Annotated in this window: 17 protein-coding genes and 1 tRNA gene; 10 read left to right on the top strand and 8 right to left on the bottom strand. The window is 38.5% G+C overall.

Annotated elements, in window-relative coordinates:
• The first annotated feature begins 527 nt into the window (after positions 1 to 527).
• Entirely contained in the window at positions 528 to 1,175 is a 648-nt protein-coding gene (locus HA632_RS12535; protein WP_176307534.1) for a porin family protein, read from the top strand.
• A gap of 53 nt (positions 1,176 to 1,228) precedes the next feature.
• On the opposite strand, the gene purL is transcribed toward HA632_RS12535, so the two are convergent.
• Both purL and HA632_RS12525 read right to left on the bottom strand, forming a co-directional pair.
• Positions 1,229 to 4,906, bottom strand: coding sequence for a phosphoribosylformylglycinamidine synthase (gene purL, locus HA632_RS12530; protein WP_176307533.1), 3,678 nt, complete (start codon positions 4,904 to 4,906; stop codon positions 1,229 to 1,231).
• 75 nt (positions 4,907 to 4,981) lie between these two features.
• Positions 4,982 to 6,523 (bottom strand): hypothetical protein, encoded by a 1,542-nt coding sequence (locus HA632_RS12525; RefSeq protein WP_176307532.1) that lies wholly within the window; start codon positions 6,521 to 6,523, stop codon positions 4,982 to 4,984.
• A 207-nt stretch (positions 6,524 to 6,730) separates the two neighbouring features.
• Between HA632_RS12525 and HA632_RS12520 the strand changes: the two genes are divergently transcribed.
• From HA632_RS12520 to HA632_RS12505, 4 genes are all read left to right on the top strand, one after another.
• On the top strand, positions 6,731 to 7,156 hold the full coding sequence (locus HA632_RS12520; protein ID WP_176307531.1) for a PaaI family thioesterase: 426 nt from the start codon (positions 6,731 to 6,733) through the stop codon (positions 7,154 to 7,156).
• Positions 7,153 to 8,217: an isochorismate synthase gene (locus HA632_RS12515; RefSeq protein WP_176307530.1), complete on the top strand. Its 1,065-nt coding sequence runs from the start codon at positions 7,153 to 7,155 to the stop codon at positions 8,215 to 8,217. The genes HA632_RS12520 and HA632_RS12515 overlap by 4 nt, the downstream gene beginning before the upstream one ends.
• Before the next feature lie 30 nt (positions 8,218 to 8,247).
• Positions 8,248 to 8,964 carry a bacillithiol biosynthesis deacetylase BshB1 gene (bshB1, locus tag HA632_RS12510; protein ID WP_176307529.1) on the top strand — a complete coding sequence of 239 codons (717 nt, stop codon included), beginning with the start codon at positions 8,248 to 8,250 and terminating at the stop codon, positions 8,962 to 8,964.
• Positions 8,965 to 9,050: 86 nt separating this feature from the next.
• Positions 9,051 to 9,126, top strand: a tRNA-His gene (locus HA632_RS12505).
• 60 nt (positions 9,127 to 9,186) lie between these two features.
• Here HA632_RS12505 and HA632_RS12500 read toward each other — a convergent pair.
• Together HA632_RS12500 and HA632_RS12495 are read right to left on the bottom strand one after the other, a co-directional pair.
• Positions 9,187 to 10,218 (bottom strand): M28 family metallopeptidase, encoded by a 1,032-nt coding sequence (locus HA632_RS12500; protein WP_317174606.1) that lies wholly within the window; start codon positions 10,216 to 10,218, stop codon positions 9,187 to 9,189.
• A gap of 5 nt (positions 10,219 to 10,223) precedes the next feature.
• On the bottom strand, positions 10,224 to 11,312 hold the full coding sequence (locus HA632_RS12495) for a DUF3667 domain-containing protein (RefSeq protein WP_176307527.1): 1,089 nt from the start codon (positions 11,310 to 11,312) through the stop codon (positions 10,224 to 10,226).
• A 71-nt stretch (positions 11,313 to 11,383) separates the two neighbouring features.
• Here HA632_RS12495 and HA632_RS12490 point away from each other — a divergent pair, with 71 nt between their 5' ends.
• From HA632_RS12490 to HA632_RS12480, 3 genes are read left to right on the top strand one after another with little or no spacing between them, the layout of a single operon-like run.
• A complete protein-coding gene (locus HA632_RS12490; RefSeq protein ID WP_176307526.1) occupies positions 11,384 to 11,839 on the top strand; it encodes a DUF1801 domain-containing protein in 456 nt (151 codons plus the stop codon).
• A 3-nt stretch (positions 11,840 to 11,842) separates the two neighbouring features.
• Positions 11,843 to 12,343 (top strand): GNAT family N-acetyltransferase, encoded by a 501-nt coding sequence (locus HA632_RS12485; protein ID WP_176307525.1) that lies wholly within the window; start codon positions 11,843 to 11,845, stop codon positions 12,341 to 12,343.
• Between the two features lie 9 nt (positions 12,344 to 12,352).
• Positions 12,353 to 13,309, top strand: coding sequence for an ion channel (locus tag HA632_RS12480; protein ID WP_176307524.1), 957 nt, complete (start codon positions 12,353 to 12,355; stop codon positions 13,307 to 13,309).
• Between the two features lie 31 nt (positions 13,310 to 13,340).
• Here the strand turns inward: HA632_RS12480 and HA632_RS12475 are convergent, their stop codons facing one another.
• A complete protein-coding gene (locus HA632_RS12475) occupies positions 13,341 to 13,880 on the bottom strand; it encodes a YceI family protein (protein WP_176307523.1) in 540 nt (179 codons plus the stop codon).
• 9 nt (positions 13,881 to 13,889) lie between these two features.
• Positions 13,890 to 14,258 carry a hypothetical protein gene (locus tag HA632_RS12470; protein ID WP_176307522.1) on the bottom strand — a complete coding sequence of 123 codons (369 nt, stop codon included), beginning with the start codon at positions 14,256 to 14,258 and terminating at the stop codon, positions 13,890 to 13,892.
• A gap of 78 nt (positions 14,259 to 14,336) precedes the next feature.
• Here HA632_RS12470 and HA632_RS12465 point away from each other — a divergent pair, with 78 nt between their 5' ends.
• The gene (locus tag HA632_RS12465; RefSeq protein WP_176307521.1) at positions 14,337 to 14,726 is read left to right on the top strand and encodes a hypothetical protein; all 390 of its coding nucleotides are present in this window, start codon (positions 14,337 to 14,339) and stop codon (positions 14,724 to 14,726) included.
• Between the two features lie 38 nt (positions 14,727 to 14,764).
• Complete coding sequence (locus HA632_RS12460) at positions 14,765 to 15,604, top strand: DUF5777 family beta-barrel protein (RefSeq protein ID WP_176307520.1); 840 nt, start codon at positions 14,765 to 14,767, stop codon at positions 15,602 to 15,604.
• Between the two features lie 76 nt (positions 15,605 to 15,680).
• Here the strand turns inward: HA632_RS12460 and HA632_RS12455 are convergent, their stop codons facing one another.
• Positions 15,681 to 17,735 (bottom strand): CRTAC1 family protein, encoded by a 2,055-nt coding sequence (locus HA632_RS12455; RefSeq protein WP_176307519.1) that lies wholly within the window; start codon positions 17,733 to 17,735, stop codon positions 15,681 to 15,683.
• A 34-nt stretch (positions 17,736 to 17,769) separates the two neighbouring features.
• A complete protein-coding gene (locus tag HA632_RS12450; RefSeq protein ID WP_176307518.1) occupies positions 17,770 to 18,894 on the bottom strand; it encodes a hypothetical protein in 1,125 nt (374 codons plus the stop codon).
• Between the last annotated feature and the right edge of the window lie 3 nt (positions 18,895 to 18,897).

Genomic DNA, 18,897 nt, shown 5'->3' with positions numbered 1-18,897 from the left:
CTGTCTTTTAGACAGGCTTTCTTGTTTTTAAGCGGTGCGGCGCAGTCGCAGGCTCGTGTCGCCGCCTTTTTTTTGAAACCCTGTTCATTTATTTGGACAGGGTTTTTTGTTTTAAATGCTCTTCGATAAGCTCAGGGTGACATTGTGCAACTAGATTGTTATTTGCTTGAAGGAGTAAGTTTTCTGATTGCAGTAAGGCATTTTTTTGTACCCGTTATCGGAATGTTGAAGAGAGTTTTCTTTTTGTAGTTCCTTGCGTGAGGGATAGGAGCGGCATCCTTTTGATGGTTTGTCGATGTGTTTCTTTTTAGGATAATGCTCTTAACCATCAAAAGATATAGCGGATAGCCCGGCCCCATTTCATAGGCTCTAGGCTGGGCAAGGGGCACGCCATAATTATGTAAATCATTAGCATAGTTCTGTAAGGAGTATTCAAAGGGTAATGGCGAAATTTACCGTATTGTTATTCTTTTAAACAGAAAATTAATGGAAGTAAATTTTACTTATAAATTTAAATTATTAGAACTATGAAAAGAGTAATTATGGTAATCGCAATGATTACGCTATCAACAACGGGTGCTTTGGCACAAACAGACGAGAAGACAGGAACTGATAACCGTTCTGAAATATCTGTAGGGATAAAAGGAGGTGTCAACTTATCGAATGTATATGACTCTGAAGGGGATGATTTTGTAGCAGATTCTAAAGTGGGTTTTGTACTTGGAGGTTTTGTTTCAATTCCTTTGGGACGGTATTTTGGGCTTCAACCTGAGGTTTTATTTTCTCAAAAGGGTTTCAAGTCTTCAGGAACATTTTTAGGAAGTACTTACGAAATGACCAGAACGTCTAACTATATAGATGTACCACTTTTGGTTTCATTTAGACCGGTTGAGAGTGTTTCTATTTTATTCGGACCTCAGTTTTCTTATTTAACCAAGCAAAAAGATGACTTTGAAGGCGGTACTATTTCGGCTACGCAGGAAGAAGAATTCAGCAATGCCAATCTTCGCAAAAACACTTTTGGTTTAACCGGTGGCGTAGATTTTAATGTTGATCGAATGGTTATTGGTTTGAGAGCCGGTTGGGATGTAAAGAACAATAACGGTGACGGAACTTCGGATACACCGCGATATAAAAATATGTGGTACCAAGCCACGATTGGATACAGATTTTAGAAAGATGATTAATACAAATGAAAAAGCTCCTGAATTTTAGGAGCTTTTTTTATTTATCTGTTTTCAATCCATTCTCTGGCATTGACAAAGGCTTCAATCCATGGCGAAACTTCGTCTTTTTTATCACCAGGATAATATGCCCAATTCCATGGGAAAGTAGAACGCTCGATGTGAGGCATCATCACCAAATGTCTTCCGGTTTTGTCACACAGCATCGCCGTGTTATAATCGGAACCGTTTGGATTGGCAGGATAGCCCTCGTAAGCATATTTGGCTACGATGTTATACTGACTTTCTTCATAAGGCAAATGGAATTTTCCTTCACCATGTGAAACCCAAACACCCAGTGTAGCTCCGGCAAGTGTTTTTAGCATTACCGAATGGTTTTCTTGTACTTTAACCGAAGTAAAAATGCTTTCGTGTTTGTGCGAATCATTGTGTTTCATTTTACCGTGCACTTCGTGTTCCGGATTGATGACTTCTAATTCCATGAACAATTGACAGCCGTTGCAAATTCCGACAGATAAAGTGTCTTCGCGTTTTAGGAAATTCTTTAAAGCGGTGTTGGCTTTTTCATTGTATAAAAACGCTCCGGCCCAACCTTTGGCAGAACCCAAAACATCGGAATTAGAAAAACCACCGACAGCTCCAATAAATTGTATGTCTTCCAGTGTTTCTCTACCAGAGATCAAATCGGTCATGTGAACGTCTTTCACATCAAATCCGGCCAAGTACATCGCATTCGCCATTTCACGCTCAGAATTGCTTCCTTTTTCGCGGATGATGGCTGCTTTCGGACGTGGTTTGCTATTGTCGATTACCGGTTTTAAACCTGTAAAATGACTTGGGAATTGATAGTGTAAAGCTTGTTGGCTGTAATTGTTAAAACGCTCTCTAGCCGTATTGTTTTTGGTTTGTTTTTGGTCTAACAAATATGAAGTTTCAAACCAAACGTCTCTTAAAGCACGAATGTCAAGCACTAAATCTTCAATAGTCAATGATTCTGAATCCTGAACTTGTCCTATTTTGAAGTATTCAATTCCTTCTAAAGCTTTTTCGAATGTAGCGTCGTCTTTGGCTTGCAATACCAATCCGATGTTTTCAGCGAATAGGATTTTGACCAAATTATTTTCTTCCAATGAAGAGAAATCGATTTTGGCTCCTAAATGATTATCGGCAAAACACATTTCCAACAAAGTCGTAATCAAACCACCGCTTCCGATATCATGTCCGGCAACGATTTGTCGGTCTTTGATTAAATCCTGAATGGTGTTGAAGGCTTTTTTGAAGAAAGCCGAGTCTTTAATGGTCGGTGTTTCTGAACCAATTTTATTTTGGGTTTGGGCAAATGAACTTCCGCCCAATTTAAATTCGTCTTGCGACAAATTGATATAATAAATCGAACCGCCATTTCTTTGCAGCACCGGCTCAACGACTTTAGTAATATTGGAACAATTTCCGGCCGCCGAAATAATGACCGTTCCCGGTGCAATCACTTCATCGTTCGGGTATTTCTGCTTCATGGATAGCGAATCTTTTCCGGTGGGAATGTTGATGCCTAATTCGATAGCAAAATCAGAACAAGCCTGAACCGCTTCGTACAAACGGGCATCTTCACCTTCGTTTTTACAAGCCCACATCCAGTTGGCTGACAACGAAACGCTTTTCAAGTTGTCTTTTAACGGCGCAAAAATAATATTGGATAACGCTTCGGCAATGGCGTTTCTGCTTCCGGCTTTCGGATCGATTAAAGCCGAAATAGGAGCGTGACCGATGGAAGTGGCAATTCCTTCTTTTCCGTTGAAATCCAACGCCATTACACCAACATTATTTAAAGGCAACTGTAATGGTCCGGCGCATTGTTGTTTGGCAACTCTTCCGCCTACGCAACGATCCACTTTATTGGTCAACCAATCTTTACAAGCTACCGCTTCTAATTTCAAGACATCTCTTAAATAATCTTGGATGTAATCGCTGCTATATTCTAAATCGGTGTAATTTCTATCGATGGTTTTATCCGCCATGATGGTTTTTGGCGAACTGCCAAACATGTCTTCCAAGGCGAAATCCATTGGTTTGGCACCGGTTGTTTTGCTTTCAAAAGTGAAGCGTTGATTATCGGTTACTTCACCAACTTGATACATCGGAGAACGTTCTCTATCGGCAATGCGTTGTAACGTATCAATATCTTTTTGACCAATGACCAATCCCATTCTTTCCTGAGATTCGTTGCCAATGATTTCTTTAGCAGAAAGCGTTGGATCACCTACTGGCAATTTATCTAAATCAATCAAACCACCGGTTTCTTCCACCAATTCGGAAAGACAATTTAAATGTCCGCCCGCGCCGTGATCGTGAATAGAAACAATCGGATTGTTATCACTTTCTACCAAACCGCGAATGGCATTTGCCGCGCGTTTTTGCATTTCAGGGTTGGAACGTTGGATGGCATTTAATTCAATTCCCGAACCAAAAGCACCCGTGTCAGCTGAGGAAACAGCAGCACCACCCATTCCGATTCGGTAATTTTCACCACCAAGGATTACGATTTTATCTCCGGATGTCGGTCTCTTTTTGATGGATTGATCTAATTTTCCGTAACCAATGCCGCCTGCTTGCATGATGACTTTGTCGTAACCGAGCTTTCTGTTTAGCTTCGCTCCGTTCGACGTTGCCTCGGGTTCTTCTTCGTGTTCAAAAGTCAGAATAGAACCTGTGATTAACGGTTGCCCAAACTTATTCCCGAAATCAGAAGCACCATTGGAAGCTTTGATTAAAATATCCATTGGGGTTTGGTACAACCATTGTCGCTCGTTCATTCCGTTTTCCCAATCGCGATTGGCTGCCAAACGAGAATATGCGGTCATGTAAACAGCAGTTCCGGCTAAGGGTAACGAACCTTGTCCGCCAGCCAATCTATCTCTGATTTCTCCACCCGAACCGGTGGCAGCACCATTGAATGGTTCTACGGTTGTTGGGAAATTATGGGTTTCCGCTTTTAAGGAAATCACCGAATCAAATTCTTTGGTTTCGTAGAAATCAGGCTTGTCGGCACTTTTGGGTGCGAATTGGGTAACTTTTGGACCTTTGACAAAAGCTACGTTATCTTTATAAGCCGAAACAATATCGTTTGGATTTTCGGCTGATGTTTTTTTGATAAGTTTGAATAATGAAGTTTCTTTTTCTTCGCCATCAATGACAAAAGTCCCGTTGAAGATTTTGTGACGACAGTGTTCTGAATTGGCTTGCGAGAAACCAAACACTTCTGAATCAGTCAATTTGCGGCCAATTTTGAGTGCTACTCCATTTAAATAATCAACCTCTTCAGCGCTTAAAGCCAAACCCTCTTGTTGGTTGTAAGCGGCAATGTCCTCAATTTCTAAAATCGGTTCCGGTTCGATATTAATGGTGAAAATATCTTGGGTTAATTCGCTGTATTTTTGCGAAAGCATTGGGTCGAAATCGGTAAATTTTTCGGTTACTTTTTCGAATTCTTCAATTCTGATGATGCCTTCGATGCCCATGTTTTGGGTAATTTCAACGGCATTGGTACTCCAAGGGGTTACCATGGCGGCACGTGGACCAACAAAAAAATCCGTCAGTACGGATTTTTCTATTTTATGTGCGTTGGCAAAAAGCCAGTTTAATTTTGAGATAGTTTCTGCCGAAAGTTCGTTTTGCGCTTGTACGGCAAAAACAGTAGTACTTTCGTTTCCGAAGAAATGAATCATTGTGTTTTTATTAGTTGTTGTTGTAGGTGCAAATTTAGGCTAAAAAAACGAAACCTAAAATCAGTTTTGAAAAAATTAATCCTCCGGAAATACAATTGAATTGTAGGCTCCTAAATCGAACACACCATTGCGTGGATTTCCTAAAATATCATTCGGAACGCCTACGTCTACTCCAAAGTTTTTAGCGTCCGAATCGGCTCCGATAAATAGTTTGTTGTTATAAATATCTAAGAAATCAGGCGTGCCGTTTCTGATTATTTCATTGGTATCGTTTAAGAAAGCATAATCGGGATTGTTGGTAAACTGATTGTTAACGTTGTTGAATTTAATTTGGCACTTGCTGAAAATTGGTGCAGTCCAATTGGTTTCCGGACTAATCGTACTTTTGTCTAAAAACAATTCAATTTGATTGGACCCAAAAATAATACAGTTGTAAAAATTGGCTTGTTCCAAATCGAAAGCCACTTGCTGGTTGGTCGTATTGTCGGTGTAATAATTGTCAATTCTAACTGCCAATTGCCGGGAACTCGACCAATTGTTGTTAAAAGTGCAGTGTTTGAATTCATAACTTCCGCCAAGCGTACACGCCAAAGCATACTGTCCGGCAGTGTTGATTACTAAGTTTTCGCCATATATTTTAGCTGTTTTAGCATAAATTCCCATATTCGAACAATCATAAATTTGACTGTTTTTGATGGTCGTGGTGGTGCCGTCATTGTGGTCGATTAATAAACCAACTACGGCGTTTTTCAACGTCAAATGTTCGATGTAATTATTGGTACTGCCATCGGTCAGCCATATCGTTCCCCATTGTCCGGGAACGTCTGAGAAACCGGGTTCTAATCGATCGCCTTCAAAGATGATTTCGTTTTCCAAAGCTTCTGTAGTAGATAATTGACCGTTGACTCTTAATGAACCGCCATTGCCAACAATCAAACCTGATTCAGCATGAAAATGGACTCTTGCTCCCGGTTGAACATTGAGCGTCTTTCCGGTAGGAACTGCGGCATATCCATAGATAACATATGGTTTGTCATTGCCCCAAACATATTCATTGCCGTTAACAGGGTCATTTTCATCCAAGAAAAAACCATAAACTTCTTCATCACCTATTGGCAAAGTTTCAGTGGTACCATCATCAAATCGCCTTGGATATAAGAAATAAGCGTCTTGTATTAAAGTCACCAAATCCACATCCTGAACTTCTCCATTCCCATGACGGAATTCAATAACATCGGTGTATAAAAAATCCGTCGGATTGGCTAAAGCTACATCAGAAGTCACTTCTATGAAAATGTACAAACTGTCTTTGGCTAATAATTCGACATTGTGAAACACGCGGTTGTTTTCGCCTATCATACCATCAACGGTCATACGGTATTTGGATGCTTGACCACGGCCCAATTGGATGGTGGGAATGCTAATATCTTTATCACTTTTATTATACACTTTCAAAGTATAAGTACTCGAACCAATGTTGGTGAAAACCGTATCTAAATAAACCGTGTCTTTGGAAAAAGTCAAATCGCCGGTACTGGGTTCGAATTGAAAGTCTTCACGACAAGAACTCACGGAGATGGCCAAACCAACAATGAAAAGGATAATAATATTGCGCATGTATGTTGAATTTTTACTTTGTACCGTTCGACCTTATGGTCTCGGGTGGTAAATGTAGGTATTAATTTGAAAATTTGAAATTTGAGATTTGAAATTCTATGTAGGAATAACGTAAAAAATGAGGTTTTAGTATGACTGATTTTTAAAAGTGAAGTTTTGATTTGTTTTCCTTATGCCAAATAAGTAGTATTTTTACAAAAAAAAGCTATGTCCTTTGATAAAGAAAAAGTACTCCAATTATGCAACGAATGGTGTAACAACACTTTGATGCAAACCTTAGAAATAGAATATATCGATGCCGGTGAAGGTTATTTAACTGCTAAAATGCCGGTGAATTCCAGAGTGCACCAACCGATGGGATTGTTGCATGGTGGCGCTACGGTAGCCTTAGCCGAAAGTGTCGGAAGCGCAGCTTCGTTAATGTTCATCAATACCGATAAGCAAGAAGTGCGTGGGATTGAAATATCTGCCAATCATTTGAAAAGCAAGCGTGAAGGCATAGTGTATTGTACCGCCAGAATTATTCACCAAGGGAGAAGTATTCATCTTTGGGAAATAAAAATCACAGATGAGCACGACAAACTCATCTCGCTTTGTAAGTTGACCAATATGATTTTACCCAGAAGATCATGACCGATTTATTCATCAAAGTCAAAACACACCAAGAACAGCAATTGCCTTTTGTGTTGTATGCAAAACCCAATTCGGATAGAATGGTGGGATTGTTCCAAAAGAACGATCATCTGTATTTTCTGGAGGATTATGCTGCAAAAGGATTTGTTTTTGCGCCTTTTGATGGCGACTTGATTCCGTTTGTTCCTCAAAAGCAATCGGATGTTTATGTGGAAAAGATTATTCTAACCGATTATGTAGTAGCCAATACCATTTCTCAAGAGATTGATGAAACCGCTAAAATAGTGTTCGAGAATTTGGTGCAAAGAGGAATTGAGGCAATAGTTAAAGGTACTTTTGAAAAAGTGGTGCTGTCCCGAAAGGAAGAAGTGCTTTTGAGACAATTTGATTTGGAAACCGTATTCAAGAAGTTAATTGCTTTTTATCCGACGGCTTTTAAATATTGTTTTTTTCATCCCAAAATTGGTTTGTGGATGGGAGCCACACCGGAACAGTTTCTCAAAATCAATCGAAGAGCATTGCAAACTGTTGCCTTGGCGGGAACGCAAATAGCAACCAATGCGGAGAATGTCATTTGGCCCCAAAAAGAAACCGAAGAACAACGATTGGTGACCGAATTTATTACCACCAATTTACAGGATAAAGTCAGTGAAATGACAGTTTCCAGTCCGTATTCTGTGAAAGCCGGAAATTTGTGGCATATCAAAACCGATATTTCGGCTACTGCCAAATCCAAAAAAGCAATAGCCAACATCATTTCGGCTTTGCATCCCACTTCGGCGGTTTGCGGTTTGCCCAAAGAAACGGCTAAGGATTTTATTCTTAAAAATGAAAACTACGAACGCGAATATTACTCCGGTTTTTTAGGCGAACTAAATATTGATTTGACCACGTTCCGAACCGAGCAATCCGATTTGTTTGTCAATTTGCGTTGCATGAAAATTGTTGGCGATACAGCAGTACTTTTTATCGGTTGCGGCATCACCAAAGACAGTGTTCCCGAGGATGAATTCCGGGAAACGGTGAATAAATCTATGACAATGAGAAAATCTATAGTGTAAGTTGTATTTTTGTCACTTCAAAATAACAGTATGAAACTAGATATAGTAGCTTTCGGAGCGCATCCCGATGATGTAGAATTGGGTTGCAGCGGTACCATCGCCAAAGAAGTTTCCCGCGGAAAAAAAGTCGGCATCATCGATTTGACCCGTGGTGAACTCGGAACCCGTGGTTCGGTAGAAATCAGAAATAAGGAATCCCAATTGGCAGCGGAGATACTCGGCATTTCCGTTCGTGAGAACTTAGACATGCGCGATGGTTTTTTTGTCAATGATGAAGCCCATCAAATGGAAATCATCAAGAGATTGCGAAAATACCGTCCGGAGATAGTGATTTGCAACGCTATTGAAGACCGACACATTGATCATGCAAAAGGCAGCAAGCTGGTTTCGGATGCATGCTTTTTATCGGGATTGAGAAGGATTGAAACCACACATGAAGGTGTTGTGCAAGAAGCATGGCGACCAAAAGTAGTGTACCATTATATCCAATGGAAAAATATTGAACCCGATTTTGTAGTGGATATAACCGATTTTATAACGCAAAAAACCCAATCGATATTGGCTTACAGTTCGCAGTTTTATTCTGAAAACTCCAACGAGCCCATTACGCCAATTGCAACTAAAAACTTTTTAGAAAGCATCAATTACCGCTCTCAGGACTTTGGAAGATTGGTTGGGGTAGAATATGCCGAAGGTTTCACCACTGAAAGGTATGTGGCAGTCAATAGCTTATCGGATTTGATTTAAAAAAATAAAAAGAATGTTTGCAAAAGATAACTTTTGCAGTATATTTGCACTCGCAAAAGAAGCTACGGCTTTGTAAAGCAGTACATGGTGATTGTAGCTCAGTTGGTTAGAGCGTCGGATTGTGGTTCCGAAGGTCGCGGGTTCGAGACCCGTCTTTCACCCAAAATTATAAAGCCTCCAGATAATGGAGGCTTTTTTTGTTTGTATAACTAACGAGGTTTACTACTTATCCTTCTTATCCACTACTAATTTTTTATGCCTGTTGGCAATTTCCCAAGCAATAGCAAAAGCATATTGCGTTCTTTTAGTTAGTGCATCAAATTCTATTTTGCTTACATCATCTCCGGGTTTGTGGTAATCGGCATGCGTGCCGTTGAACAAAAATACTGACGGGATTCCGTTTTTGGCAAAGTTGTAATGGTCAGAACGATAGTAAAAACGATTAGGGTCATTTTTATCGTTGTATTTGTAATCAATGGTAAGATTGATGTATTCTTTGTTTACGCTTTCGCAAATGTTGTAAAGGTCAGAAGATAAATAATCGGAACCAATTACGTACACATAATTATTACTGTCTTTATGAAAATCATCGCGACGACCAATCATGTCAATATTGACATCGGCTACGGTATTTTTTAAAGGGAATAATGGATTTTCCGAATAGTAACGCGAACCGTGCAAACCGTGTTCTTCACCCGTTACGTGTAAGATTAGGATAGAACGCTTTGGTCCGTGACCTTCGTTTTTGGCCTTTTGAAAAGCTACGGCCATTTCCATCAAAGCCACAGTGCCCGAACCGTCATCATCGGCACCGTTGTATACTTGTCCGTTTTTAACACCAACATGGTCATAGTGAGCAGAAATTACCACTATTTCATTAGGTTTTTCCGAACCTTCGATATAGGCCCAAATGTTCTCCGAATCGGGTAGGTTTTCATTTCTTTTGGCATTTAAAAAGGCAGCCGGAATGGGTTGGTAGTAATCTTTAGCTCCTTTCGGAAAAGATACGCCATGGCTTTTGTAAAAGTCAATCATGTATTGTCCCGCTTTCTTTTGTCCGGCGCTACCGGTTTCTCGCCCTTCCATTTCGTCAGAAGCTATGTAAGTCAGATTCGTGCGCAAACGCTCCGTCGAAATAGAATTGATGTACGTATTGACCACCGTTTTTTTATCGGACTTTGGGCTATTTGATTTTTGAGCGTTACAGCCTGTAAATAACGCAATGAGTAGTGACAGTGTAATTATTTTTTTAATCATAGTTAATGAATGTTAATAAATGAAAAGAAGAAAAGTCCAATCAATATAAATGTTAGAATAATCAGATTGATAAAAAAGATAAAGATACCTTTGATTATGGTTTTAAACCTACTTTGTTCATAAAATCGGTGGTGTGCCGGGAAAAAATAATAAAGCATATACACAATAATCACCGAGTCAACGATATAAACGATAGTGTTTAAAACCCAATGATTACCGAGCATTCCGATAAAGAAATTGAACAACTCGAGAATTAAGGAAGCTAATAATAAAAAGGAAAAGTAATGCAAGGTGAAAATGCCGTGGTCAAAATAGTACCATCGTTTTTTACTTTGAAACAACCAAAGCACAAATGCAAACAAAGGCATGTAAATAAATAAAGCTTTGGGGATGTTTCGGGTAAAGGATTCCATTAACTTTTCATAAACCTCTTCTTTAGTTTTTCCTTTTTTAACCAACAAGATTTTTTTGTTGATCCAATACTCCCAATCAGAAAGTTTTTCATCGGCTTTGCCAAATTTTTGAATCGAGTCTAAATGTTCCACCGAACGGTAACCAAAATTCATATAATCGCTCGCGTCATCGCTTTCCTCTCGTTGACTCACTGCTTTTTGCAACGAATCGGCAGCTTTCTTATCGATATAACCCTTTTTTTCCATATTGGCTATCCATTTCTTTTTTTCGAGATTGTCCTCTGTTTTTGCAATGGGGTCAGTAGTTATGGCTTGCTCTTTGGCTGCGGTTTGGCTTACTTCAACAATTTCCTCACTTGGATTGTCTGGAATAATAGAAATCAAAAAGAAGGTTACAAAACTGATAAAAATATAAAGACGAATAGGAGCTAAGTAAGACATTCGCTTGCCCGAAAGATATTCTTTGGTTAACGCCGAAGGCTTAAAAATCAAGTTTCGGATGGTTTTCCAAAACGAGTTTTCGTAATGGGTTAAGTCTTCAAAAAAATGAATAAATAACTGAACAAAAGTTTTACGGGTATCGGTGTTTTCCTGACCGCAATTGGGACAGAATCGGTTTTCAACAACGTGTCGGCAATTTAAGCACGTTTTGTCTTTTCTTAGCGGATTATTGGACATAACTTTGTAATACTATTCAATACGTAAATCTATAAAATTATTTCTATTTTTGAGAAACAAAATCTAAAACCATGCAATCTAAAGCACTGACTGTCGATGATTATATAAACGAATTGCCATCGGACCGAAAAGAAGTAATTCAAAAACTCCGAAAAGCCATCAATGACAACTTGCCGAAAGGTTTTCAAGAATCAATGGGCTACGGCATGATGGGCTATTGTGTGCCGCATTCTATTTACCCAAACGGTTACCATTGCAATCCCAAAGATCCGCTGCCGTTCATGGGGATGGCTTCGCAAAAAAACTTCGTGGCTTTTTACCACATGGGTATTTATGCCGATAAAAATTTGCACGATTGGTTTGTGGCCGAATACACTAAGCGCTGTAAATACAAACTCGATATGGGAAAAAGCTGTGTGCGTTTCAAAAAGTTTGATGACATCCCGTATGATTTGATAGCCGAATTGACACAAAAAATTTCCGTAGAAGATTGGATTAATACCTACGAATCTGCATTAAAGAGATAATCAATGATCGTTATCGAAAATAATTCAGACACCAATTTTACTGATATCAGAGCGATAGCCGAAGAAGTTTGGCCCAAAACGTACGGAACCATCTTAAGTGAGCAACAACTCAAGTATATGATGGAAATGATGTACAGCGTGGCTTCGCTTCAAACTCAAGCGAATGAAAAACAGCATCATTTTATTGTGGCCAAAGAAAACAATAGAGCAGTAGGTTTTGCATCTTATGAATTTGATTGTAACCAAACCAGCAAAACCAAGATTCACAAAATTTATGTCCTGTCAACCCAACAAGGGAAAGGCATCGGAAACCTTTTGTTGGATTATATTGCCAAGGAAGCTAAAAAGCACAACAACATGGCGTTGTTTCTGAATGTCAACAAATACAATACGGCGCAAGATTTTTATAAAAAACTGGGGTTTGAAATTACAAAAGAAGAAGTAATCGACATCGGCAAAGGCTATGTAATGGACGATTATGTGATGGAAAAAAAGGTAAATTAAATAGCAAGAATGGCATTTTTAAAGAAAATCAACAAAAAAGCCAAAACCGATAGCAATACCGGATTTGGTACCAACGCAACCAGTTATGGCGGTCGATTTATTACCAAAAACGGAAACGCCAATGTAAAGAAAACTGGCATTGGCTTTTTTGACAGCATCAGTTGGTACCATACCATGGTCAACATTCCGCGCTGGAAATTCATGTTGATTATAGTGTTGTTTTATTTTGTGGTGAATTTTTGTTTTGCCAGTTTGTACTATATGATAGGTGTAGAGCATTTAAAAGGTATCATTGCCACTAAACCTTTGGATAAATTTGGACAAGCTTTTTTCTTTAGTATCCAAACCTATACAACCGTTGGTTACGGACATATTAGTCCGAGTGGTTTTTTAACTAGTTTTTTAGCGGCAGTAGAGGCCTTGTTTGGTTTGCTGAGTTTTGCCATTGCTACCGGTTTGTTTTACGGAAGATTCAGTATGCCAAAAGCTTTTTTAATGTTTTCCCAAAATGCTTTAATAGCGCCGTTTGGCAGTGGAACCGCCTTGATGATTCGACTTTCGCCGTATAAAAACACCAATCTAACCGATGCTGAAGCCAAAATGACTTTGGGAATGACCGTGGAAGAAAACGGAAAGTTGATTAATAAATTCTACAATCTAGATTTGGAATTGGCCAAAATAAACGCCTTGACTTTGAGTTGGACTTTGGTGCATCCTATTACAGAAAATAGTCCGTTCTATAATCTAACAGAAGAAGATTATAGAAATACCAATGGTGAAATCCTCGTATATCTCAAAGTTTTTGATGATATGTTTAGCACAACCGTAGTCAAAAGAACTTCTTATTCTTTTAAAGAAATAATTTTTGGAGCCAAATTTCTACCAATGTTTTCCAGAAGCAATGATGACAACAGAACGTTGTTGCACCTTGATAAATTGGATTTGTATGAAAAAGTAATTTTATAAAAAAAATCCCCTGAGCAATCAGGGGATTTTTTTATTTTAGTGTAAAATCTAAATTCACAGCGACCTTTTTAGTTAATTTCTTGCTGACGACACTCGGAATTTCAATATCAAAATCATCAGTGTTGACGGTGAAATTGGAGTCGATTTCTACTCCGGCATCGGTTTTCTTGATTTTTGCGGTTATTGTAATGTCTTTGGTTTTTCCGTGCAATTCCAGTTTACCTTTTATGGTGTAATCTTTAGCCGTTGCAGTGAGTTTGCTTAAGTCGAAACCATCTATCTTTCCTTTAAAAGTAGCTTTCGGATATTTATCACTTTCGACATAATTTTCGTTGAAATGTTCTTCCATCAATGCCACTTTAAAGCGAAATCCCTTCATTAGTGCCAAGCTGGCAATTTCTCCCGTAGCCGGATTAAGAATACAAGTAACCGATTCGTTTTTAGCTTTTACTTCTTCAAAAGCCGGTACCGAAGCTTCGAAAGTAATTTTTCCGGTTTTGGTTACCAACTTGGTCTGGGCAACACTTTGCAGAGTGACCATTAACAAACTGTAAAAAAATATTTTTTTCATAGCAAATACTTATTCGTTTAATCCTTGTGCATTCCAAGCAAACACCTGGTCTATAACCGCTTGCGGTAAACGGGTTCCGCCATTTGGCATCATGCCCGGCTCACCTTGTGCTCGGGATATTCTGTCTAACAATCCTCTGTTTTGAACCGCATCCTTAACATTTTCGTATGTGGTTAAAGACATTGGCGCACCGTTTATGGGTGTAGCGGCATGACAAGAGATACAATTGTTATCGATAATACTTTTTACAGTATTGGTATAAGTTACTTCGTCAAGACCGTCAATGCCTGATAAATCATCAGAAGAATCATTGGAACAACTACTGACAAGAACTGTGCCGATAGCAAAAACTGAAATTAAGAGGATATTCTTTTTCATGATTTTAATTTTTTTTCAATAAATTTAATAAATAAAATGACTTAAGTTTACATTACATAATTATAAATTAACGTTTTTATGAAGAAAAAGGTTTTTATTTTAGCACTTATTATATTGGTAGTTGGCTTTGGTACGTACAAATACATTTACCAAGACCATAGAGATATAGCCTCTGAAGAAGCTAATTTCACGACCACTGTTCAGGATATTTTTACTTCTTTTACGGATAACGACAGTTTAGCAAACGCCAAATATTTAGACAAAACAGTAGCTTTACGCGGCAAAATTTCCAATATTGATGTAGCCAATAAAATTATCACGGTGGATGAAAAGTTGTCTGCCCGTTTTGCCGGCAAACTCCCTGAAAATATTAAAGCCCAAGATTCGATTAATTTAAAAGGACGTTTGGTGGGTTTTGATGATTTACTTGAAGAAATTCAGATGGACCAATGCACCGTGGTCGAATAATACTAAAAAAAATTGTTTAAAAATGTAACTATCAAACTATGAAAAAAGCTTTATTAATGTTTTTGTTTCCCTTGAGCGTTCTGGCTCAAGATGATTTGTTAAATGAAATAGATACCGTTGCAACCGGAAAGAGCAAAGTAGAGGCGGCCTTTAAGGGATTAAAGATTGTCAATATCGAATCTACTAAGTTGGCTGCCAAAGGGGATTTGTATTTTATAGTTGCCCACCGATTCGGTTCGGTAAAAGACGGTTTTGAGGGTTTCTACGGATTGGATAATGCGGTCACCCAATTAAAATTTGTATACGGACTCAATGAATGGTTTACCATCAGTGGCGCGAGAAGTGAAATTGCCTATGACTTTTCGGGTAAGTTTTTGCTCAAATCCCAAGAAACCAATGGATTTCCTTTTGCTATCGCAGGGTTTACCAGTTTGACCATCAACAATACACTAAAGGAAAGTCTTTATCCCGAAATGAAATTCGACAACCGATTGACTTATGTAACACAACTTTTAGTTTCAAGAAAGTTTAACAACAATTTGTCTTTGGAATTGGCGCCTACCTATTTTCACGAAAATTTTGTGATTGATGACAATCAAGATAACAGTCAATATGCTATCGGAATGGGCGGCAGGTATAAGTTTGCTAAGCGTTGGTCTTTAAATGTTGATTATGCGGCTCATTTAAACCGTTCAAGCAGTTCTCCGTTTCGCGATCCTCTTTCTATCGGGGTTGATTTAGAAACCGGAGGACACGTATTCCAAATGCATTTTAGCAATTCTCAAGGAATGCATGAAGCTGGATTTTTAGGGAGTACAGCAGGTGATTGGGGTAAAGGAGATGTTTACTTCGGATTTAATTTGTTGAGAGTGTTCTAAAATAACCAACTGCAATAAATAAAAAGTCCTCTTGTTATAAACGAGAGGACTTTTTTTATGAATAAGGATTAGTGATTTATTCTTTCACGAATTTTTGAGAATAATCTTTTCCTTGTGAGTCTTTCAACATTAAGATGTAAGTTCCGGTGGCCAATTGGTCTACAGTAATGGTTTGGTTTTGAACACCACTTTGTTGAACCATTCTACCATTCAAATCAAATATTTGAGCTGAAGTAAATTCCACAGGATTGGCAGTATTTATGGTGATGTTTATGTTGTTTTTAACCGGGTTAGGATACACGGTGAATACAGAGTTCTCAAAAGAATTTGTGCCTAATGTGGCACCTTCCAATGCAAACAATAATTGATTAGGAGTAACATTGTTGTAAGTGTCAACAATTCCCGAAGGCCATCTGATGATTACTTGGTCAATTACTGTGGCAGTTCCAATACCGAAATGAACATTAAGAGTGCTCATATATCTGAAACCTTCTCCACTTCGAACATCTCTGATTTGTTTACCCCAAGCGCCGTAGATTTCAACTCTGGCACCAATTCCGTTTCGGTTACTTTGAACTCCTTGGAAAGCCAATTTTATCCAATTGTTATTGTTTGGAACAGCATAACGAATAGTACTTCCGTTTTGAATGTCTAAGAAACCATCATTATTCAAATCTCCGATTGCTCCTACACTGATATTTGTGTAAGATATAGGAGCAAAAGTATTATTACCTTGGTTGAACATGATTTTGTTTCCACCACCTAAAACATCTACTTTACCATCGTTATCAAAATCGTAAGATACATTGTCAATGTTGGTTGAAGTATTAGTATCCCAACCTGAACCGGAGGTAATGTTTGTAAATAAACTTAAGGTATTGGTAGTTTCAAAATTGTTTCTGAAAAATTTGTGAGTACCTGAACTGGCTGTAATGATGATATCCATATCACCATCGTTGTCAAAATCAGCGATTCCTGATGACCAAGTTTGTATTGGAGTAATATTTATTCCGGTTTCAGCAGAAACGTTAGTATATACATTGCCTCCATCATATCTAAACATTTGACATGGTGGACCTGAACATTTTGAGATAAACACATCGGTATCTCCATCATTATCAAAGTCAGTGAATAAAGTTGAATAATTTCCGCCTCCTGAACTTAAGTTCATGGCTCCCGCTGTTGTATTTGATTGGTAATAAGTTAAATTACCTGCTCCGTCATTAAGATAGTATACGTTTGGCGCAATATCGTGACAAGAAAATAAGTCTAAATTACCATCATCATTCAAGTCGGCAAAGTTTGTTCTTTGGCAGAAAATATATTGGCCCGGCGTAATACTAGTGTATCCCGTACCAGCGTTTGAACGCCAAATAGAAATACCACTTCCGTTTCCTAAAATCAAATCATTAAAACCGTCTCGGTTATAATCACCGGCCGCCAAACTCCAGTTAGGCATTAAACTAGTTCCTGTAATTGGATAATCTGTTACAGTCAAAGTGCCTCCGGCTCCTTGGTAGTGTACTCTTAAATTATTGTTACTAACACCAACAATGTCATCTAAATTGTCTCCATTCATATCAACTATACAAATGTTGTATCCACTATTTATGGTGTTGATATTTTGGCTTGTATACGTAATTGGAGTTACCGGAGTAACCACAATAGGAGCTTCCGATAATTGGAAGGTAAACCCATTGTTATTTGCAGTAGTTAACCAGCGGTTATCCCAAGCGATGTAGTAAGTGGTACCGGCAGTAGCATTGAATACATCTACTGAAGAATAATTAGAACCACCATCATCATCTCCTCCAAAACAAGTCAAAGCCGCACAAGTTCCTGTGTAAATGTGGAATCGCGTATCAACTCTGGGTGTATTTTGAGCGATGTCTGTTGTTATGGTAACTGTATAGTTTTGAGTTGGGGTATAAGCATACCATTCTCCGGCCGGAACACGATTGGTCGTCGGAACAGCATCACCACCTTCACAAGGCGTAGGAACTTGCGTTCCGTTTATTGGTCCAACCACATGTAAACCAGCGGTAATCGGTAGTGCCGAAGCACAAGTGTCTTGCGCTTTTGTAAATTGAGCCACAAAAAGCAAGGCAATAATTAGAGTAATTTTTTTCATTATTGATAGTTTAGTTGATTTATTAATTTTTTATTTACGGACAAGAAGTGAGGGAATTAATCCATTCTTCTATAAGCGCAACGCCTTCTTCATGTATCAGTGTTCTACCGTGAAGCGGCATTCTGTATGATTCTTCAGTGGTGTTGATTCGATAATATAACATTGATCGATCAACATTTCCCGGTTTGATAATAGAGCTATAGGCCGTCGGAAAATCCTGCATGTCTGCAGTAGGAACGCAAACACCCATATTGGCATGACCATTAGCACTTCCGGTTTCACTGTAAGCAAATCGCATAGGTCGGTAATCACAATGTCTGTCCTGTGCATGACAATGTGCACAGTTGATGTCAAAATAGGCACGAACTCTGGATTCCAAAGGTTTAGAAGTATCATCATAATTAACCACGGTATTCGCTGCGCTTGGGAAAGTAAAATTATCCTCCAAGTAGCCTTGCTCAATCCATTTGGTCAATTGGTTTTTGGAAACAGAACCGTAATTGTAATTGTAATTTAAATTTTGAGGTTTGATACCAATAGGGATATAAGTAGTCACCTCACCACCCGGTATTTCAACTCTTTGCTTATGGCATACGATGCATTGTACTTCCGAAGGAATTCTGTAATTCACATTTCGAATGACATTGTTTTCATCTTTCCAGCTGATAGGAGTATAACTTCCGGCCAAATCTAAGAAAGCTTCGGTCTGTTCAGCATTCCAAACATAATCAGCAAAAATCCATCCTGAATCTTTGCGAATCATGATGCGGGTTTCAATTATTTTGGTGACATTTTCAGGTTGTACATTGTCGTAGTAGAAGTTTTTAATCAAAACGGCACCAACCGGTAAGTTTAAAATTTTAGCATCCCCATCAAATGTTGCTTTTTGACCCGGTGGCATCCAAACAAATCTCTTTTTGTGTGCGTAATCACTAAAAAGCACACTTGAAGGTTCGTATGGAATAACGTTTAAAGCCGGAACCAAATCCTTCATTTCGCCTTCAAAAAATTTATAATCCGATAATTTAGGATAAGGAACTTGTGTCAAGTCTACCACAACCGGAGAGACAGGCGTATATTCATCATCTTTGTCGGAACAAGAGGTAAAAACGGATATAATTAAAATAAGGACAAATGCTTGTATGTAATTCTTTTTCATTAT

Origin of the sequence: Flavobacterium sp. J49, from assembly GCF_011742145.1 — a bacterium.
GTDB lineage: Bacteria > Bacteroidota > Bacteroidia > Flavobacteriales > Flavobacteriaceae > Flavobacterium.
The sequence above is the reverse complement of the archived record's forward strand: the minus strand, read 5'-3'. Positions and strand labels throughout refer to the sequence as shown.